The sequence below is a fragment of the Haloarcula sp. DT43 genome (assembly GCF_037078405.1).
Lineage (GTDB): Archaea > Halobacteriota > Halobacteria > Halobacteriales > Haloarculaceae > Haloarcula > Haloarcula brevis.
In genome coordinates, this window is the sequence record NZ_JAYMGZ010000001.1 from 608913 (window position 1) to 624274 (window position 15362).

At 63.6% G+C, this 15362-nt stretch carries 18 protein-coding genes and 1 pseudogene; 15 read left to right on the forward strand and 4 right to left on the reverse strand.

The genetic code is table 11. The annotated features are described in order from the left end of the window. Positions 1 to 5: 5 nt before the first annotated feature. Genes VI123_RS03310 through cheB form a run of 3 tightly spaced genes read right to left on the reverse strand, consistent with a single transcriptional unit; the run spans position 6 to position 3924 of the window. Positions 6 to 815 (reverse strand): CheR family methyltransferase, encoded by an 810-nt coding sequence (locus VI123_RS03310; protein WP_336336636.1) that lies wholly within the window; start codon positions 813 to 815, stop codon positions 6 to 8. Next, positions 812 to 2788: a chemotaxis protein CheA gene (gene cheA, locus VI123_RS03315; protein WP_336336637.1), complete on the reverse strand. Its 1977-nt coding sequence runs from the start codon at positions 2786 to 2788 to the stop codon at positions 812 to 814. Before cheA ends, VI123_RS03310 begins: the two co-directional genes overlap by 4 nt. 2 nt (positions 2789 to 2790) lie before the next feature. After that, positions 2791 to 3924, reverse strand: coding sequence for a chemotaxis-specific protein-glutamate methyltransferase CheB (gene cheB / locus VI123_RS03320; protein ID WP_336336638.1), 1134 nt, complete (start codon positions 3922 to 3924; stop codon positions 2791 to 2793). A gap of 170 nt (positions 3925 to 4094) precedes the next feature. Between cheB and VI123_RS03325 the strand changes: the two genes are divergently transcribed. From VI123_RS03325 to VI123_RS03355, 7 genes and pseudogenes are all read left to right on the forward strand, one after another. After that, a complete protein-coding gene (locus tag VI123_RS03325; protein ID WP_336336639.1) occupies positions 4095 to 4529 on the forward strand; it encodes a chemotaxis protein CheW in 435 nt (144 codons plus the stop codon). 88 nt (positions 4530 to 4617) lie between these two features. Beyond that, positions 4618 to 5343, forward strand: a complete 726-nt coding sequence (locus VI123_RS03330; RefSeq protein WP_336336640.1) for an RAD55 family ATPase — start codon at positions 4618 to 4620, stop codon at positions 5341 to 5343. A 156-nt stretch (positions 5344 to 5499) separates the two neighbouring features. Beyond that, complete coding sequence (locus VI123_RS03335) at positions 5500 to 5835, forward strand: ArsR/SmtB family transcription factor (protein ID WP_336336641.1); 336 nt, start codon at positions 5500 to 5502, stop codon at positions 5833 to 5835. 83 nt (positions 5836 to 5918) lie between these two features. Beyond that, positions 5919 to 6194: a DUF7521 family protein gene (locus tag VI123_RS03340; protein ID WP_008307830.1), complete on the forward strand. Its 276-nt coding sequence runs from the start codon at positions 5919 to 5921 to the stop codon at positions 6192 to 6194. A gap of 243 nt (positions 6195 to 6437) precedes the next feature. Beyond that, a pseudogene (locus VI123_RS03345) lies at positions 6438 to 6686 on the forward strand (archaellin/type IV pilin N-terminal domain-containing protein); the annotation flags it as partial. A 192-nt stretch (positions 6687 to 6878) separates the two neighbouring features. Continuing rightward, positions 6879 to 7835, forward strand: coding sequence for a hypothetical protein (locus tag VI123_RS19270; protein WP_407066984.1), 957 nt, complete (start codon positions 6879 to 6881; stop codon positions 7833 to 7835). Between the two features lie 393 nt (positions 7836 to 8228). Further along, complete coding sequence (locus VI123_RS03355) at positions 8229 to 8381, forward strand: hypothetical protein (protein ID WP_336336642.1); 153 nt, start codon at positions 8229 to 8231, stop codon at positions 8379 to 8381. Here VI123_RS03355 and VI123_RS03360 read toward each other — a convergent pair. Next, complete coding sequence (locus VI123_RS03360) at positions 8353 to 8949, reverse strand: archaellin/type IV pilin N-terminal domain-containing protein (protein WP_336336643.1); 597 nt, start codon at positions 8947 to 8949, stop codon at positions 8353 to 8355. The genes VI123_RS03355 and VI123_RS03360 overlap by 29 nt on opposite strands. An 87-nt stretch (positions 8950 to 9036) precedes the next feature. Here VI123_RS03360 and VI123_RS03365 point away from each other — a divergent pair, with 87 nt between their 5' ends. The 8 genes from VI123_RS03365 (at position 9037) to VI123_RS03400 (ending at position 15357) form a co-directional block, all read left to right on the forward strand. Continuing rightward, entirely contained in the window at positions 9037 to 9612 is a 576-nt protein-coding gene (locus VI123_RS03365) for a DUF7500 family protein (RefSeq protein ID WP_336336644.1), read from the forward strand. A gap of 145 nt (positions 9613 to 9757) precedes the next feature. Then, positions 9758 to 10117, forward strand: coding sequence for a chemotaxis protein CheY (cheY, locus tag VI123_RS03370; protein ID WP_336336645.1), 360 nt, complete (start codon positions 9758 to 9760; stop codon positions 10115 to 10117). After that, positions 10118 to 11335: a chemotaxis protein CheC gene (locus VI123_RS03375; protein WP_336336646.1), complete on the forward strand. Its 1218-nt coding sequence runs from the start codon at positions 10118 to 10120 to the stop codon at positions 11333 to 11335. Then, complete coding sequence (locus tag VI123_RS03380; RefSeq protein WP_336336647.1) at positions 11335 to 11856, forward strand: chemotaxis protein CheD; 522 nt, start codon at positions 11335 to 11337, stop codon at positions 11854 to 11856. The genes VI123_RS03375 and VI123_RS03380 overlap by 1 nt, the downstream gene beginning before the upstream one ends. 239 nt (positions 11857 to 12095) lie before the next feature. Then, positions 12096 to 13730 (forward strand): FlaD/FlaE family flagellar protein, encoded by a 1635-nt coding sequence (locus VI123_RS03385; RefSeq protein WP_336336648.1) that lies wholly within the window; start codon positions 12096 to 12098, stop codon positions 13728 to 13730. Next, positions 13714 to 14151, forward strand: coding sequence for a flagellin (locus VI123_RS03390; protein WP_336336649.1), 438 nt, complete (start codon positions 13714 to 13716; stop codon positions 14149 to 14151). Before VI123_RS03385 ends, VI123_RS03390 begins: the two co-directional genes overlap by 17 nt. Before the next feature lies 1 nt (position 14152). Then, positions 14153 to 14599, forward strand: a complete 447-nt coding sequence (locus tag VI123_RS03395) for a CARDB domain-containing protein (protein WP_336336650.1) — start codon at positions 14153 to 14155, stop codon at positions 14597 to 14599. Then, complete coding sequence (locus VI123_RS03400) at positions 14596 to 15357, forward strand: ATPase domain-containing protein (protein WP_137683713.1); 762 nt, start codon at positions 14596 to 14598, stop codon at positions 15355 to 15357. The genes VI123_RS03395 and VI123_RS03400 overlap by 4 nt, the downstream gene beginning before the upstream one ends. Positions 15358 to 15362: the final 5 nt, after the last annotated feature.

Sequence of the window (15362 nt, forward strand, 5' to 3'; positions counted from 1 at the left end):
TGGCGCTACACTCGCCGGTAGATACGGTGTCGTTTGTCGACCGCCTCGAAGGCGTCGCGACACTCCGTCGGCAGCGTCTCGGTCATGCCTATCATGAGGTAGCCGTCCTCGCGGAGCGACCCCCGAATCGTCTCGAAGATGGGCACCTTGAACTCCGAGTCGATGTAGATGAGGAGGTTCCGGCAAAACACCATATCGAAGTCCCGCTTGGGGTCGCCACGGATGAGGTCGTGTTGCTCGAAGGTGACCATCTCCTTGACCCGGTCCCGGACCCGAAAGGTGTCCCCCTCCTGTTGTATGTACTTGGAGTAGTCATCCAGGGGCTCCAGTTCCTCGGCGATGTCGGTCGTCTGTGAGGTGGCGTAGGTCCCCTCGCGGGCCTCTTCGAGGATGTCGGCGTTGATGTCCGTCGCCGTGATTTCGATACGTCGGGCGTCGACTTCGGGGTCGTCGAGCGCGAGCATCGCCGCCGAGTACGGTTCCCGGCCGTCGGCGCTCGGGGCCGACCAGAGCCGCACACGGCGGTTGTTCGCCGTGAGGTCCCGGAGGACCGGCCGCAGGCGCTCCCACGCGTCCGGGTTCCGGAAGAAGCCGGTGACGTTTATCGACAGCGAGTCGAGCAGTTCCTCGCGCTCGCCGTCGTCGCGTTCCAGCAGGCGCTGGTAGGACTGGTAGTCGTCGGTGTCGGTCCGGCGCATCCGCGCGGTGATGCGACGGTCGAGATACGAGTCGTTGTAAAAGCCCGATTCGAAGTCCATCTCCTCGCCGATGAACTCCACGAGGGTCTCGAAGGTACGTTCGCTGCCTTTGTTCATAGGGTCACCACGTCGAGGATGTGGACGATGTTGCCGTCGCCGAGCACGGCCGTCCCGGAGAGGCCGGGCGTGCCCGAGAGGATGCCCTCCAGGGGCTTGACGACGACTTCCTCCTGGCTGTTGACCGAATCACAGTGGAGCGCGACCTGGCGCTCGGACTCGCGGATGCGGACGAGCATCCCGTCGCCGTTCGCCGTCTCGCCCTCGATGTCGAAGGTGTCGTCGAGGTGGATGACCGGGTATATCTCGTCGTTGTGCTTGATGACCTCCTGGCCGTTGACCTGTTTCGCCTCCTCGGTCCCCGTAATCTCGTCGACGTTCTTGATGGGGACGCCGTACTCCTCGCCGCCGACCTTGACGAACAGCACCTTGACGATGGCCATCGTCACCGGCAGGCGCAGGGAGACGGTGGTCCCCTCGCCGGGCTCGGAGTCGACGTTGACCGACCCGTCGAGCTGGGAGACCGTGTCGTGGACCACGTCCATGCCGACCCCGCGACCGCTCGTGTCTGTCACCTCGTCGGCCGTCGAGAAGCCGGGGTGGAACACGAGGTCGTATATCGAGGAGTCGTCCATCGCGTCCAGCTCCTCGGGCGAGCGGACGCCCTTCTCGATGGCCTTCTCCCTGATGCCCTCCACGTCGAGTCCGGCCCCGTCGTCCTCGACCTCGATGATGACGTGGTCGCGCTCGCGGGAGGCCCGGAGCGTGATGTGGCCGGTGCGTGGCTTGCCCGCCTGTTCGCGCTCCTCTGGCGGCTCGATGCCGTGGTCGACCGCGTTGCGCAGGATGTGCATCAGCGGGTCGGAAATCTCCGTGAGGATGGTCCGGTCGAGCTCGATGTCCTCGCCCTCGATTTCGAACTGGATGTCCTTGTCGAGTTCGCGCGCGAGGTCCCGGACCAGCCGCGGGAACTTCCCGACGACCTTCTTCAGCGGGATGAGCCGCATGTCCATCACCGTGTTCTGGAGGTTCGCCGTAATCTTGTCCAGCTCGTTCAGCGTCTCGCTGGTCGAGTCGAGGTTGTTCTGCTCGACGCCCCGGCGGAGCTTGATGCGGCTGGTGACCAGTTGCTCGACGAGCCCGTGGAGGTCGTCGAGCTGGTCGACGTCGACCCGGACGGACTTGATTTCGTCGACGCTGTGTTCCTCTTCCGCCCCAGGGTCGGGGTCCGCGCTCGCGTCCCCGCCGGCACCGCTGTCGCCGCCGTCGGCGTCGCCGCCGCTCACCAGGTCGTCGGTCACGTCGGTCACGTCGAAGCGCTCGACCTTGCCGGTCGTCCCCAGTTCGGCGTCGACGGTCGCCGCGTCGGGGCCGTCGAGATACAGGACGAACGTGTCCTCGAACTCGCCGTCCTCGATGTCGGCGCGGCTCGGGCTCGAATCGAGGACGTCGAACCGCTCCTCGATGGCCTCGACGGCAAGCATCGAGTCGACGCCGAGCATCTCCGACTCCCCGACGCTGATTTCGGCCTGCAGGACCCGCTCGTCGAACGCGTCGGCGTCGATGTCGGCGTCGGCGGCGCTGGCGGCCGTGGCGAGCGAGTCGTCGCCGCCCGAGTCGTCGTCGGCCGTCGCATCGGCCTCGCCCGCGGCGGCCCCCTCTTCGAGGACCGCCCGGAGCTCCTCGACCATCTCGTCGGTCTCCGTCTCCGACTCACCGTGCTCCTCGATTTCCCCGACGATGACCTCTATCTGGTCGACGCCGGCGAAGACGAGGTCCATCAGGTCCGGCGTGACCTCCATCTCGCCCTGGCGCATCTCGTCGAGGAGGTCCTCCATCGCGTGTGCGAGGTTCGCCGCGTTGTCGAAGCCCATCGCGCCGAAGTTGCCCTTCAGCGTGTGGGCCGTCCGGAATATCGAGTCCATCGCCTCCGTGTCGGAGGGGTCGGATTCGAGTTCGAGCAGCGAGTTGTTGAGTTCGGTAATCGCTTCTTCGCTTTCACGGATGAATGCATCCAGATACTGGTCGTCCATTGTCAGGTCACCTCAGTAGTAATCGTGTCGATAATGCCGTCCGGAATGTCGTCGATGGGCAGGACGGAGTCCACACAGCCCGTCTCGGCGGCTCGCTTCGGCATGCCGTACACCGCGGACGTGGCCTCGTCCTGTGCGATGGTCTTGCCGCCGGCCTCCTTGATGCGCCGAATCCCGTCCGCGCCGTCCTCGCCCATTCCGGTGAGGATGAGGCCAACGAGCGGGTCGTCGATTGTCTCCGCGGCCGTCCGCATCGTCACGTCGACCGCCGGACGGACGCTGTTGACCGGGTCGTCCCGCGTCAGTTTCGTCCGCAGTCGGCCGTTCCGGTAGTTCTTGACCACCATGTGTCGGTCGCCGGCGGCGACGAGCCCCTCGCCGCCGCCGATGCGCGCCCCGTCGGTGGCCTCCCGGACCTCGTAGTCGCTTCGCGTGTCTATCCGCTCGGCGAAGCGACCGGTGAACCCTTCCGGCATGTGCTGGATGATGAGCACCCGGAGGTCCGCCTCGATAGGGAGGTTCGCCATCACCTGCTCGACCATCTTCGGGCCGCCGGTCGACGAACCGATGACCAGCGTGGGGTTCTCGACGTAGGTCGTCCCGGTCGACGGCGCGTCGGCCGCCCGCCGGCTCGTGGCCGAACCGCCGCCCGCTGCCGGAGCCGTCTCTGCGTCCCGCCCGTCGCTGCTCGTCGTGCCGCTCGTGGTCGTGCCGGCGCTGCTCTTCGTGCCGACGTCGACCGCCGCGACGGAGCTGACCATCTCGACCAGCTGGTCTTTCAGACGGGACATCTCCATCGACACCTCCCCGCCGGGTTTGGTGAAGAAGTCGACCGCCCCCTTGTCGAGCGCCTCGAAGGTCACGTCGGCGTTCTCGTCGGTGTGGGCCGACAGCATCAGTACCGGCGTCGGGCACTCCGCCATGATGCGCTCCGTCGCCTCGATGCCGTTCATCACCGGCATCTCGACGTCCATCGTCACGACGTCCGGCCGGTGTTCGGCGACGGCCGACACCGCTTCCTCGCCGTCGCGCGCCTGCGCGACGACGTCGATGTTGCCATCGCTGAGGATATCAGAGATGACACTCCGCATGAAGTGAGAGTCGTCTGCGACCACGGCGCGGACACCGCCTGCCATGTCACCAGCGCTCCCGTTCGACAGGAGTCATCGGCGAACGAGACATCCTCATACCTACTTCCAAATCGCGGTCGGCCCCGAAATAAATACTCCGCCCACGTAATCAAAGTTGATAGCCCAGCAGGCACCTTTATGCGCCCCTGTCCGCGAGAGTGTGGACAAGAACCGCTATGGCAGCCCAGTCAGCCACCACCGGCCAGGTACTCGAGTTCCAGCTCGGTTCGGAGACGTACTGCGTGAGCATCGACTACGTGACCGAAATCGTCGACATCGGCGAACTCACGTCCGTCCCGAACGCCCCGCCACACGTTCGCGGCGTCATGGACCTCCGCGGGCGCACGACCTCGATTGTCGACCCCAAGGTCGTCTTCGGCATCGACGAGGAGGGCACGGAGAAGCGCATCATCGTGTTCGACCCGGAAATCGTCGAGGAACAGGGTGCGGCCGGCTGGCTCGTCGACGAGGTGTACCAGGTGGTGCAGGTCACGCCGGAGCAGGTCGACCAATCACCCGCGAACGACGCCGGCTCCATCCGGGGCGTCATCAAGCGAGATGACAGTTTCGTTATCTGGGTGGACCCCGCCGTCGTCCACGCTGGGGACTGATTCCGGTTCTCTGAGCGGTGTACCAGCAAGACTTTTTAACATTCCCGACAGAGAAGTATCTAATCAACTTCCAGTTCCTACCGAAACTATGATTGAGCAAACCAAGACGGGGATTGAGGGCCTCGACGACATTCTAAACGGCGGTATCGTGAAGAACTCGACGACACTGGTCAGCGGCAACCCCGGTGCCGGGAAATCCATCCTCTGTCTCCAGTACATCTACAACGGCGTCGAACAGTTCGACGAGAAGGGTATCTACCTCTCGTTCGAGGAAGACGAGTCGGACCTCCGGGAGGCCGCCGAGTCCATCGGCTTCGAAAACTGGCAGGAACACGTCGACAACGGCGACATCAAGGTGTACGACAAGCAGGTGCTCCTGCGTGAGAACGACTTCACCTCCTCGCTGGATATCCTGCTCGAAGAGCTCGAGGACGGCGACTACGACCGGCTCGTGCTGGACTCGCTCGCCATGTTCGAACTGTTCTTCGAGGACGAGAAGGAGAAACGGACCTACCTCCTGAAGTTCACCGACATCCTCAGCGACAGCGGCCTCACGACGCTGATGACCAACGAGCAGGGGGCCGTCTTCCCGGACACCGAAATCGGGCTGGAGAACTACCTCACCGACGGCAACATCTACCTCATCCAGACGCCAACCGACACCGGCGTGAACCGGTACGTCTGGGTCGCCAAGATGCGAAAGCAGAACATCGAGACCGACATCTACCCGATGGAGATCGACCGGGGTGGCATCGACGTCCACCAGAACGCCAGCGCCTTCTCGATGATGAGCGAGGAAGAATCACCAATTTAGGGACAGAAGTAAGCCATTATTACTCCGTAAAACGACGGGTACAGGGCCACAGAACTCTATTTCCGAACGAACGACGTGTGGCGCGCGTTCGTCCCTTCTCGACCCGATATCACAGGCGATAGCTTTATTATCGACTGAATTTATGATTTGATAACGATGGATTCAGGGGAGATTCTTCAGACGCTTGGCAATAAATACAGCGCCGAAATCCTCGACGCGACGGACGAACCGGTCTCCGCACAGGAGCTCAGCGACGAACTCGGCATCCCCATCGCGACGTGTTACCGCCGAATCGACGAACTGACCGAACACGACCTGCTGGAACTCCACGACAACATCCTCTCCGACGACCGCCGGCGCATCAAGGTGTACCGGCGGAACGTCGACGAGGTCCGGGTCGACTTCGACGACGAACTGACCATCCACATCGAGGAACGGTCGGAAGTGACCAACAAACTCGACGAGGCGTGGCGAACCCTGTCCGAGCGATAAAGACCCTCTTACCCCCGTTATCAACAGAGATATTTTCGAGCGTGGATTTAATAACGGGTTCGCTGTAGCACAGTACAGTGCTGATGATAGAACTTCTCTACGCCATCTCGACGCTGGTGTTCGTCGTGGCCGGACTGACAATGGTCGGGATGGCCATGCGGGCGTACGTGCAGACATCCCGGCAGGCGATGCTCCACCTCTCGGTCGGGTTCTCGCTGGCTATCGCGGGCGCGGCCGCGACGATGATTAGCGCGTTCATCAACGACTTCGAGGGCGTGCGGTCGCTGCTGCTGGTCAACAGCGGTTTGACGACTTTCGGATATCTCTTTGTCATGTACAGTCTGGTCACCTACGAGTGACTCGCTATTCGAGCGGTCGACTCCTCGCTCGGAACCCCGAAGAATTAATTTTCAATACTGATTCCGGGTTTCACGCCGGTTTCCTACACTGCCGAGATATCGGCTCTCATCGACGCTGAATACTTTCGGGTATCGCAGCCTAAACCGGCTGAAACACTCGTTATCAGGAATAAAATTTTGAGGGATGGTGTTATTAGGTGGTACGTATTTGTTCCGATAGGGTCAGAGCGACCCGGACTACACATGTTCGAACGCATTACAAATCCAGAAGACCGAGGCCAAGTGGGTATCGGGACCCTCATCGTGTTTATCGCGATGGTGCTCGTCGCCGCAATCGCGGCCGGCGTCCTGATAAACACTGCTGGCTTCCTGCAGAGTTCAGCTGAACAGACCGGCCAAGAGAGTAGCGACCAAGTGACCAACCAGATTCAGGTAGCGTCGAAGATTGGGTCTGTCGCGGGCTCGGGTCCGACCGAGACCATCGTCTTCGACAGCTCCGGCGCGTCTACCGGGTCCCCCGGTGAGTTCGCAATTAGCTCCGGGGACTCACTCGAAGTCGCCGTGACGACTTCCGGTGACGCGACCTCCCTTGCCCTGCAAGATTCGGGCGGGAGCAGTAATCAGGTCGCAGTCCAGGACGGGGACTCGATAGTCTTCGAGAGTGAATCCGCTTCCTCCGTCACCGTGCGTAACGAGCGCACCGGTGCGACTTTCACTCTGACCAACGACCTCGACCTGGTCGAAACCGCCGGTGGTGGCGCGAGCGCGGACGGTGTCACCCTCCGCCGCACGTACACCGACCCGATTAACGGTGACGTGACGCTTCAGACCCTGGAACTCCAGGACGGTCAGGGTAACGACGACGACGTCGTCGTCGAAATCGGCGAGAACACGGAACAGTACATCCCCCTCACCGGTGACAGCAGCGGGAACATCATCGTGAGCGACGGCGAAGTGCTGACCGCCTCGAGCGCCGGTGACGACTCGACGCTCGCGCCCAACAACGGCCAGGGTAGCCTGGACGTCGACCCGAACGACAACATCCGAATCGACGTCGTCTCGGAGGACGAGATTCAGCTGACTAACGAAGAGACGGGTGCGACCCTCTCCTTCGACCCGTTCAACAGCAACCTCGCTGTGTCCGGGACCGCGGTCACGCTCGAGAACAGTGCCGGAACGACCGCTGCAGCCACCAGTGGTGGCTCGTTCTCCGGACTTGCGGGTGACGACATCAACTCCGGGCTCTCCACCCCTGCGCTGCTGGTCAACGAAGAGTACAGCGCTGGCGGCGGCGGTGTCTCCGAAATCAGCATCATCGCTATCAAGGGCTCCGGTGCTGACCAGATTAACCTCGAACAGACGACCATCACCACCATCGGCCCCGACGGTACGAACACGCTGACCTACGGTGGCGGCAGTGCCACCGAGGACGAGACGTTCGGTGTCCAGGCCGTCCAGGACGAGGACGACTCGCTCCCGGTGATGACCGACGCTGACCGCTTCCGCATCATCGTCAACCCCGGCACGCTCGAAACCGGTGAGACGATGACGCTGGAAGTGACCACGGAGTCCGGCGCGACCACCGAAATCCGGATCAGCGTGCCCAACACGCTATCGGGCGAAACTGCGGTGCAGGTCTAGGCTTCTTTCGACTGCAGCGGCTTTTTCTCTGTTTTCCACCCGCCCAGCGACAGCCATCCCGTGCAGTTGCCGGGGCTCGTCTGCGCTGGTTTCGTGACGACTCTACTCGTGACTACTGCACCGTGTACCGCGGCGACGTCTCCGCTTTCACGCCATTTCAACGGCGACGAGCCAACCCACGCTGTGATTCAGTCGGAAGTGCTACGTCGGACAGGATGAATCCGTACCGGCGGTGTTCGCGCACTGCCTCGCGGTCGGTGCGGGTCCCGCCCCTGACCGCGACGTGAGACAATGCCGCCGGCGCAACGACACGGGGCCACTCGTGGCGCGAACGGCACCACGACTTCAGGGCTCGTTACGTCGACGGGGGCGACTGCACCAGTCTCCGTACAAATGAACGGCGACGCGTCACAGTGTGGCCGGCCGCCGCCGGCGAACTGGGGCGTCGAGAGCGCGCTGCCAGTCACGACGGAGCGCGCCGTCACACACGAGGTCCCGGCCGACGTCGGCGAGGCCGTCAGACGGCGACCGTCGTCTTCCCGGTGAGCGACGACGGGACGGAGATTCGGACTCTCGTCGTCGCGCCGTCGGGCGAGAGCAACCGTATCGTCCCGCTCTCGCTGGGCCGGAGTTCGACCCCCGTCAGCGCCGCGAGGTCGATTCGCAGCGCCGCCCGGTCGCCGTCGTCGTTCAGAACCCCCCGCGCCAGCGAGTCGTCGTCGTCCGCGAGCGCGGTAAGCGAAACCTCGGTCGCGGAGCCCACTGGCGCCTCGGCCCCGCTGCCGATTGTCGTCCCGACGACGACGTCGTTCAGGTCCATGTTTCCGCCCCCCTCCGCCCGCTTGACGACGAGCGTCACCGCGTCGACGGTCTCGCCGGTGGTATTGACGTGGCCGGTGGACCCGACGACCACGGCCCGCGCGATGACCCGGTCGGCGCTCTTGTCGCTGGCTGTCGCGGCGTCCGATTGAAAGCCGCCGACGACCTCGAACAGCACCCCGGCCGTCGCCGCGGCGATAAGCAGCGCCGCGATGAGGAGGATTATCGACCCGACGGAGCTTTGCGCCCGCCGTTCCCTGGCCGTTCGCTCCCGTCGCCGGTTCGGTTCGCTCACAGTTACGGATACCGACGACCGGCCAAAACCGTGTCGGCTACCCCGAGCAGCGACGGAATTATATCATCCCCTCTCCCATGTCTTTGCATGGCCTCGGGGTCAGACGAACCGAATCCGGAAGACGGGAAGATACTCTCCCCGGAGGAGCTAGACATCGCGGACGACGAGCACGTCACGGAGATAGACGAAGGCCGGTACGTCGTCTCCTCGGACGTGCGGACCGACGATTCGTACGGCAATCAGGTGCCGTCTGACTCCACGCCGGACCCGGCACCGGAACCGGAGCCGACTCCCGAACCGGAGACGCCCGAGTTCACCGACGCGAACGTCCACGCGTGGCTCGCCGAACAGATGGCCGAGTCGAACAGTCGCTACGGGTTCGACGTGACCGCGAAGTTCGACGGGAACGTCGACCAGCAACAGGTCGTCTCCAACGACATCATCACCGCCTTCGAGAGCTTCATGCTCTGGTACGGCCGGCAGATGGACGGGTCGACGTCGGTCGAAGACGTGCTCGGCATCCTGCTCTCGGAGTCGAACGTCCCGGTCAAACACCCGCCCGAGAGCTTCAAGCGGATGGTCAAGTCGACCGGCCTCTCACCAGACGACAGCATCGCGGACCTCGTCGAGGCTGTCGAGGCCCGCGACGGCGCGACGTTCTAGTTCCGCCGGAAACCGGGCCAGTCGAGCCTGCCACTGCGGCCGGAATCGGCGCGCAGTTGCCCGGTTTCGGTGCCCACCGATATCACACGCGATAATTTACGGGACACCTTTATTTAACTCATCGCGATATGTAGCCTTGATAGGCATGCCAGACGTACTGATCGCCGACGATTCAGAGTTTATGCGTAACCTCCTCCGCGAGATTCTCGAAGAAGATCACGAGATCGTCGGGGAGGTCGAAAACGGAGTCGAAGCAGTCGAAGTGTTCAAAGAAGAGACCCCGGACCTGGTGATGATGGACATCGTGATGCCCATCCGCGATGGCATCGAAGCCACGGACGAAATCAAATCCGCCAATCCCGACGCGAACGTCATCATGTGCACAAGCGTCGGCCAAGAAGAGAAGATGAAGGAGGCGGTGAAGGCGGGTGCGGACGGCTACATCACCAAACCGTTCCAGAAACCCAGCGTGATGGAGGCTATCGAGGACGTCGTCCCCTCATAGATGAACGTCGATATTCAGTCGCTGGGCACGTTCAACCAACTCGCTCACGAGGGAGCGGAACAGGCCACGCGGTCGATGGGCCAAATGACGGGCATCGACGCCGTCGTCGACGTGACGAAGATAACGCTGCTCGACAGAGCGGACGTCGGCGAGGAGCTCGCCGACCGCGACTTCGTCGGCGTCGGGTTCTCCTTCGACGGCGTCCTCGAGGGGGACACCGTCCTCGCGTTCGACGTGGACAGCGCCGGGACGATAACCGAGGAGATGATGCCCGGCAGCGGCGACGACGCGGCGATGGCCCGTAGCTGCATCGAGGAGGTCGGCAACATCATGATGAGCGGGTTCATCGACGGCTGGGCCGACTACGTCGGCGCGACCATCGACCACTCGCCGCCGGAGTACATCGAGGGCTCCGGGGCCGAGATTCTCCCCGACGCACCCGAGGACGGCGACCATCAGCAGGTGTTCGTGTTCAAATCGGAGATAGAGTGGATAGACGAGTCGGTGAACTTCTACATCTACATGCTCCCCGGGTACGAGTCGCTCACGGAGATGATGGTGGAACACGTCGATACGGACGGCGACGCCATCCCCATCGACAAGCTCCAGACGTTCAACGAGATGACGACCAGCGGTACCCAGAAGGCCGCCGACAACGTCGAGATGATGACCGGCATCCCGACGGAGTCGGAGGTGACCCAGATTAGCTTCGCCCCCATCGAGGACGTGCCGAAACAGATAGGGACGGACACCTTCGTCGGGACGGTCGTCGAGTTCACCGGGACGCCGAGTGGCTACCTCATGGTGCTTTTCGACGAGGTCTCGGCCATCAACGTCGCGGAGGCGATGATGCCAATCGAGATGGACGGCGACGAGCTGACCGACCAGCACAAGGCCGCCATCGAGGAGCTGGGCAACATCATGACAAGCGGGTTCGTCGACGGCTGGGCGAACGTGCTCCAGACGTCCGTCGAGCACACGCCGCCCCGCGTCGTCCACGACATGGGGCGGGCGATAATGGACCCGCTGGCGGCCCAGGTCGGCCAGTACCAGGAGCACGCGTTCATCATCGACTCCCAGATGCGGACCGACGACATCGAGTTCCAGGCGGAGATTCACGCCCTGCCGAACGAGAAGGAACTGCGTGCCGCCCTCGACGATCTCGACGTCGAGCGGGCGACCGAGACTGACGCGGACGTCGAACAGATATTCAAATAATGAAAGTATACGACGGCAGCCAAACGGAGAGTCCCGCACAGAGTACGCCGGAGCGCATCAAAGTCGGCATCGCGGAGTACAAGGTCACGACGGAGCCGGCCCTGCTGACCACCAGCGGCTTGGGTTCCTGTATCGGTATCGGGATACACGACCCCCGCAACGCGGTCGCCGGACTCGTCCACGTGATGCTCCCGTCGGCGGCTGACATCGACGGCGGGAACTCCGCGAAGTTCGCGGACACGGGCGTCGAAGCGCTCATCGAGGCCATGGAGGACGCCGGCGCGGCGACGGACACGATGGAGGCCAAAATCGCCGGCGGGAGCGACATGCTCGACTTCTCCGAGAACGGGTCCTCTATCGGCTCGCGCAACGCCGAGAAAGTCCGTGAGACACTCGACGCGTTCGGCGTCCCAGTCGTCGGCGAGGACCTCGGCGGCGACCACGGCCGGTCGGTCAAGCTCGAAGCCGACACCGGCAACCTCATTGTCAAAAGCGCGAACACAGACTCGATAACGCTGTGACGTGGGGGCCACCCGAAACGCATGAACCCGGCGTCTGACGGCTGGCTGCCGCCCGTCTGCCGGGGGCGCGCCCACCGACTCCGTTTCACAAGTCCTCGACTGGAATTAATTTGAAATGTAACAGGCTAGTACTTGGAGTGTTAATTTACGCTATCTGAGCCAGGAAAATGGGATATTATTATCAAATATGATACGCTAAGGGGAATATTCAAGAGTAGAAACGGCCTGATATACAAGAGATGAGTAGTCTCGCTCTCGTGCCGCTGGCTCCAGCCGTCTCGCCGGACCTGGTTGGACTGGCACCCGCCCTCTTCGTCTTGCTGACTGGCGGGTTGATCGGTATGAGCATCAAGAACATGTTCGACTCGATTCTGTCGGACGACGAGGGCGGGAACGCGAACGACGGCGGCGACGGCGACGAGATGGCCGACGGTGGCGGCCTGATGGCCGACGACGGCGGTGGCGGTGGTGACGACCTCGGCGGCCTCGGCGGCCTCGACGACGGCGGCGACGACATGGGCGGGTTCGGCGACGACGAGTTCGGCGACATGGAGGACGCGAGCGGGCCCGACACCGACGAACTGGAACACCGCCTCGACGAACTGGAAAACGAGGTCGGCAGTCTCTCCTCGACGGTCAACACGGTGCGGACGGAAAACGAGAGCATCTCCGAGTCTGTCGAGGAGACCGAGGAGAACGTCCGGAAACTGCTCGACATCTACGAGATGGTCACCCGCGGCGTCAACCCCTTCGCCGACGACGTCGACGCCGGCATGGGCGGCATGGGTGAGGGCGGCGGGTCCTTCGGGCTGTTCGACGACGACGGAAGCGACGACACCGAGGACGACATCGACGACGACGTCGCCAACGCCGACGCAGAGGGCTTTTTCGACGAGGAGCTCACGGAAGGCGGCGACGACATGTCGATGGACGACGGCGGCGTCGACGACATGTTCCCCGACGACGGCGACGACATGTCGATGGACGACGGCGGGTCGTTCGACGAGGAGTTCGACGACTTCGACGATGCGGAGGACGACATGAGCATGGACGACGCGAGTACTGACGACGGAGACAGCGACGACGGAGACAGCGACGACGGTGACGGCGGCAAGTCGTTCGCAGAGCTCAAAGACGAGTACGAGTCCGGCGACGCCGAGTGGGCCGAGGGCGACGAATCCGAAGAGGGGGCCGACGAGGCCGAAGACCTCCTGGCCGACGACGACGAGGACCTCTTGGCCGACGAGGAGGGGGACGACGGCAGCGGGCTGGAGGACGACGACCTCTTCGACGAGGTCATCGAGGACGACGGGCTCGACGACGCGGCGGCCGACCCGGAGCCCGAACCGGAGCCAGCCGTCGACGACGCGGCGGCCGAACCGGAACCGGCTGTCGACCCGGAACCCGAGCCCGACCCGGAGCCCGAACCCGCCGCGACGGAACCCGAGACGGCGGCGGTGGGCGGGGACGCTGGCGCTGACAGCGACACCAGTTCGGACACCGACACCGACGCCGGGTCGGACGCGGACGGCGACGGGAAGCCCTACCTGTCGACGATGCCCGAGGGGTTCGCGGCGGACCTCATCGTCGTCGAGTGGCTGGAGTTCCTGGTCCAGCACTCGGGCTACCGCGAGACCGCGCGCGCCATCGACTACTACGAGACTATCGACTGGATAGACGAGTCCGTCGCGGACCAACTCAAGGCGTACCTCCGCGGCTTCGACGACGTGAACGACACCGGGGATGGGTTGTCTATCGACCACCACACGGAGAGCCTGCGCTACATCTCACAGCTCGACAGTGACAGCGGCACCGACGCCGTCGCGCTCTCGAAACTGGTGGGTGGAGGTGGTTCCGATGGGATTCAGCGTTAGCGGCTCGGCGGCCATCATCTTCGTGGCCGCCTTCATCGGCTTCGGGATGTTCTACTCGGCGGCCGCCAACGGCTTCGAGCGCGTCAACGACGCCCGCGAGGACCAGCGCGACCGGCTGCTCGACCAGCAGAACACCGACATCTCGGTTGCGTCGGCGACGTGGAACGCCAGCGGCAACGAGAACCTCGTCGTGACCGTCGACAACACCGGGTCCGAGACGCTGTCGGTCGCGGCGACTGACCTGCTTGTCGACAACGAGTACCGCACCGGCTACGCCACGACCGTCGACGGCGACGGGTCGACGGACGTCTGGGCCCCACAGGAGCGGCTGACGATGACCGTCACCTCGCTCAACAGCCGGCCCGACCGGGTGAAAGTCGTCACGGAGAACGGCATCGCCGGGACGGCGGTGGTGAGCTAGCATGGCCAGCGTCTCCGTCTCGCACCTGATACTGTTCATCGCGTCGATGGCCATCGCCGCGAGCGTGGCCGGCGTCTTCACGAGTAGCATCGGCGAACTGAGCAACGCCGTCTCCGAGCAGGGCCTGGACGTCAGCAGCGACGTCCGGACCGACGTGGAGATAATCTCCGACAGCGGTAGCGACAACGTCTACGACAGCGGCACGATAACGATTCACGTCAAGAACACGGGGTCGGAGACGCTGGCCCCGGTCCCCGGACAGTTGGACCTGTTTGTCGACGGGGCGTTCGCCACCGATTACACGGTTACCCTAGAGCCCGACGGCGGGAACAGCTGGCGGCCCGGCGACGTCGTCCGAATCGACATCAACCACACCCTCAACGGCGGCGACCACCGTCTGAAGCTCGTCGTCAACGGCGACGAGGAGGTGTTCGAGTTCAACACATGAGTATCGCAAGCACTGACCTATTCTCGCTCGGCCTGGACGACCACGACCGACTGAACAAGGAACTGGGCGGCGGTATCCCACCCGGCAGCATCATCCTCGTCGAGGGGGACTACGGGGCCGGCAAGTCCGCCATGAGCCAGCGGTTCACCTACGGCCTCTGCGAGGAGGGCCACGAGGTGACGTACCTCTCGACGGAGCTCACCGTCGGCAGCTTCCTCGATCAGATGCACTCGCTGTCCTACGACATGGTCGATCACATCCTCGACGAGGACGTGCTCTTCTTGCACGCCGACATCGGCGAGTCGAACGCGCTCACCGGCGGCGACGACCAGTCCGACCGGAAGGAACTCCTCAAGCGGCTGATGGAGGCCGAGGTGATGTGGGACGCGGACGTCATCGTCATCGACACGTTCGACGCTATCCTCCGGAACGACCCCAAGTTCGAAGCGCTCGTCCGCCAGAACGAGGAGCGCCAGGCTGCCCTGGAGGTCATCTCCTACTTCCGTGACGTCATCTCCCAGGGCAAGTGCATCATGCTCACCGTCGACCCGTCGACGCTGGACGAGGAGGCTATCGGCCCGTTCCGGGCCATCGCCGACGTGTTCATCGAACTGGAGATGATCGAGGTCGGCAACGACGTGCGCCGCCAGATTAACGTCCTCCGCTTTGCCGGCATGGGCGAACAGGTCGGTGACACCATCGGGTTCTCGGTGCGTTCGGGGACCGGCATCGTCATCGAATCGCGGAGCGTCGCGTAGAGGTG

Coding starts and splice junctions, on each gene's coding strand:
- VI123_RS03390 (WP_336336649.1), top strand. CDS start 13,714: ATGGGATTCAGCGTTAGCGGCTCGGCGGCCATCATCTTCGTGGCCGCC.
- VI123_RS03395 (WP_336336650.1), top strand. CDS start 14,153: ATGGCCAGCGTCTCCGTCTCGCACCTGATACTGTTCATCGCGTCGATG.
- VI123_RS03385 (WP_336336648.1), top strand. CDS start 12,096: ATGAGTAGTCTCGCTCTCGTGCCGCTGGCTCCAGCCGTCTCGCCGGAC.
- cheY (WP_336336645.1), top strand. CDS start 9,758: ATGCCAGACGTACTGATCGCCGACGATTCAGAGTTTATGCGTAACCTC.
- VI123_RS03355 (WP_336336642.1), top strand. CDS start 8,229: ATGAACGGCGACGCGTCACAGTGTGGCCGGCCGCCGCCGGCGAACTGG.
- cheB (WP_336336638.1), bottom strand. CDS start 3,924: ATGGCAGGCGGTGTCCGCGCCGTGGTCGCAGACGACTCTCACTTCATG.
- VI123_RS03400 (WP_137683713.1), top strand. CDS start 14,596: ATGAGTATCGCAAGCACTGACCTATTCTCGCTCGGCCTGGACGACCAC.
- VI123_RS03335 (WP_336336641.1), top strand. CDS start 5,500: ATGGATTCAGGGGAGATTCTTCAGACGCTTGGCAATAAATACAGCGCC.
- VI123_RS03330 (WP_336336640.1), top strand. CDS start 4,618: ATGATTGAGCAAACCAAGACGGGGATTGAGGGCCTCGACGACATTCTA.
- VI123_RS03375 (WP_336336646.1), top strand. CDS start 10,118: ATGAACGTCGATATTCAGTCGCTGGGCACGTTCAACCAACTCGCTCAC.
- cheA (WP_336336637.1), bottom strand. CDS start 2,788: ATGGACGACCAGTATCTGGATGCATTCATCCGTGAAAGCGAAGAAGCG.
- VI123_RS03340 (WP_008307830.1), top strand. CDS start 5,919: ATGATAGAACTTCTCTACGCCATCTCGACGCTGGTGTTCGTCGTGGCC.
- VI123_RS03365 (WP_336336644.1), top strand. CDS start 9,037: ATGGCCTCGGGGTCAGACGAACCGAATCCGGAAGACGGGAAGATACTC.
- VI123_RS03325 (WP_336336639.1), top strand. CDS start 4,095: ATGGCAGCCCAGTCAGCCACCACCGGCCAGGTACTCGAGTTCCAGCTC.
- VI123_RS03380 (WP_336336647.1), top strand. CDS start 11,335: ATGAAAGTATACGACGGCAGCCAAACGGAGAGTCCCGCACAGAGTACG.
- VI123_RS03310 (WP_336336636.1), bottom strand. CDS start 815: ATGAACAAAGGCAGCGAACGTACCTTCGAGACCCTCGTGGAGTTCATC.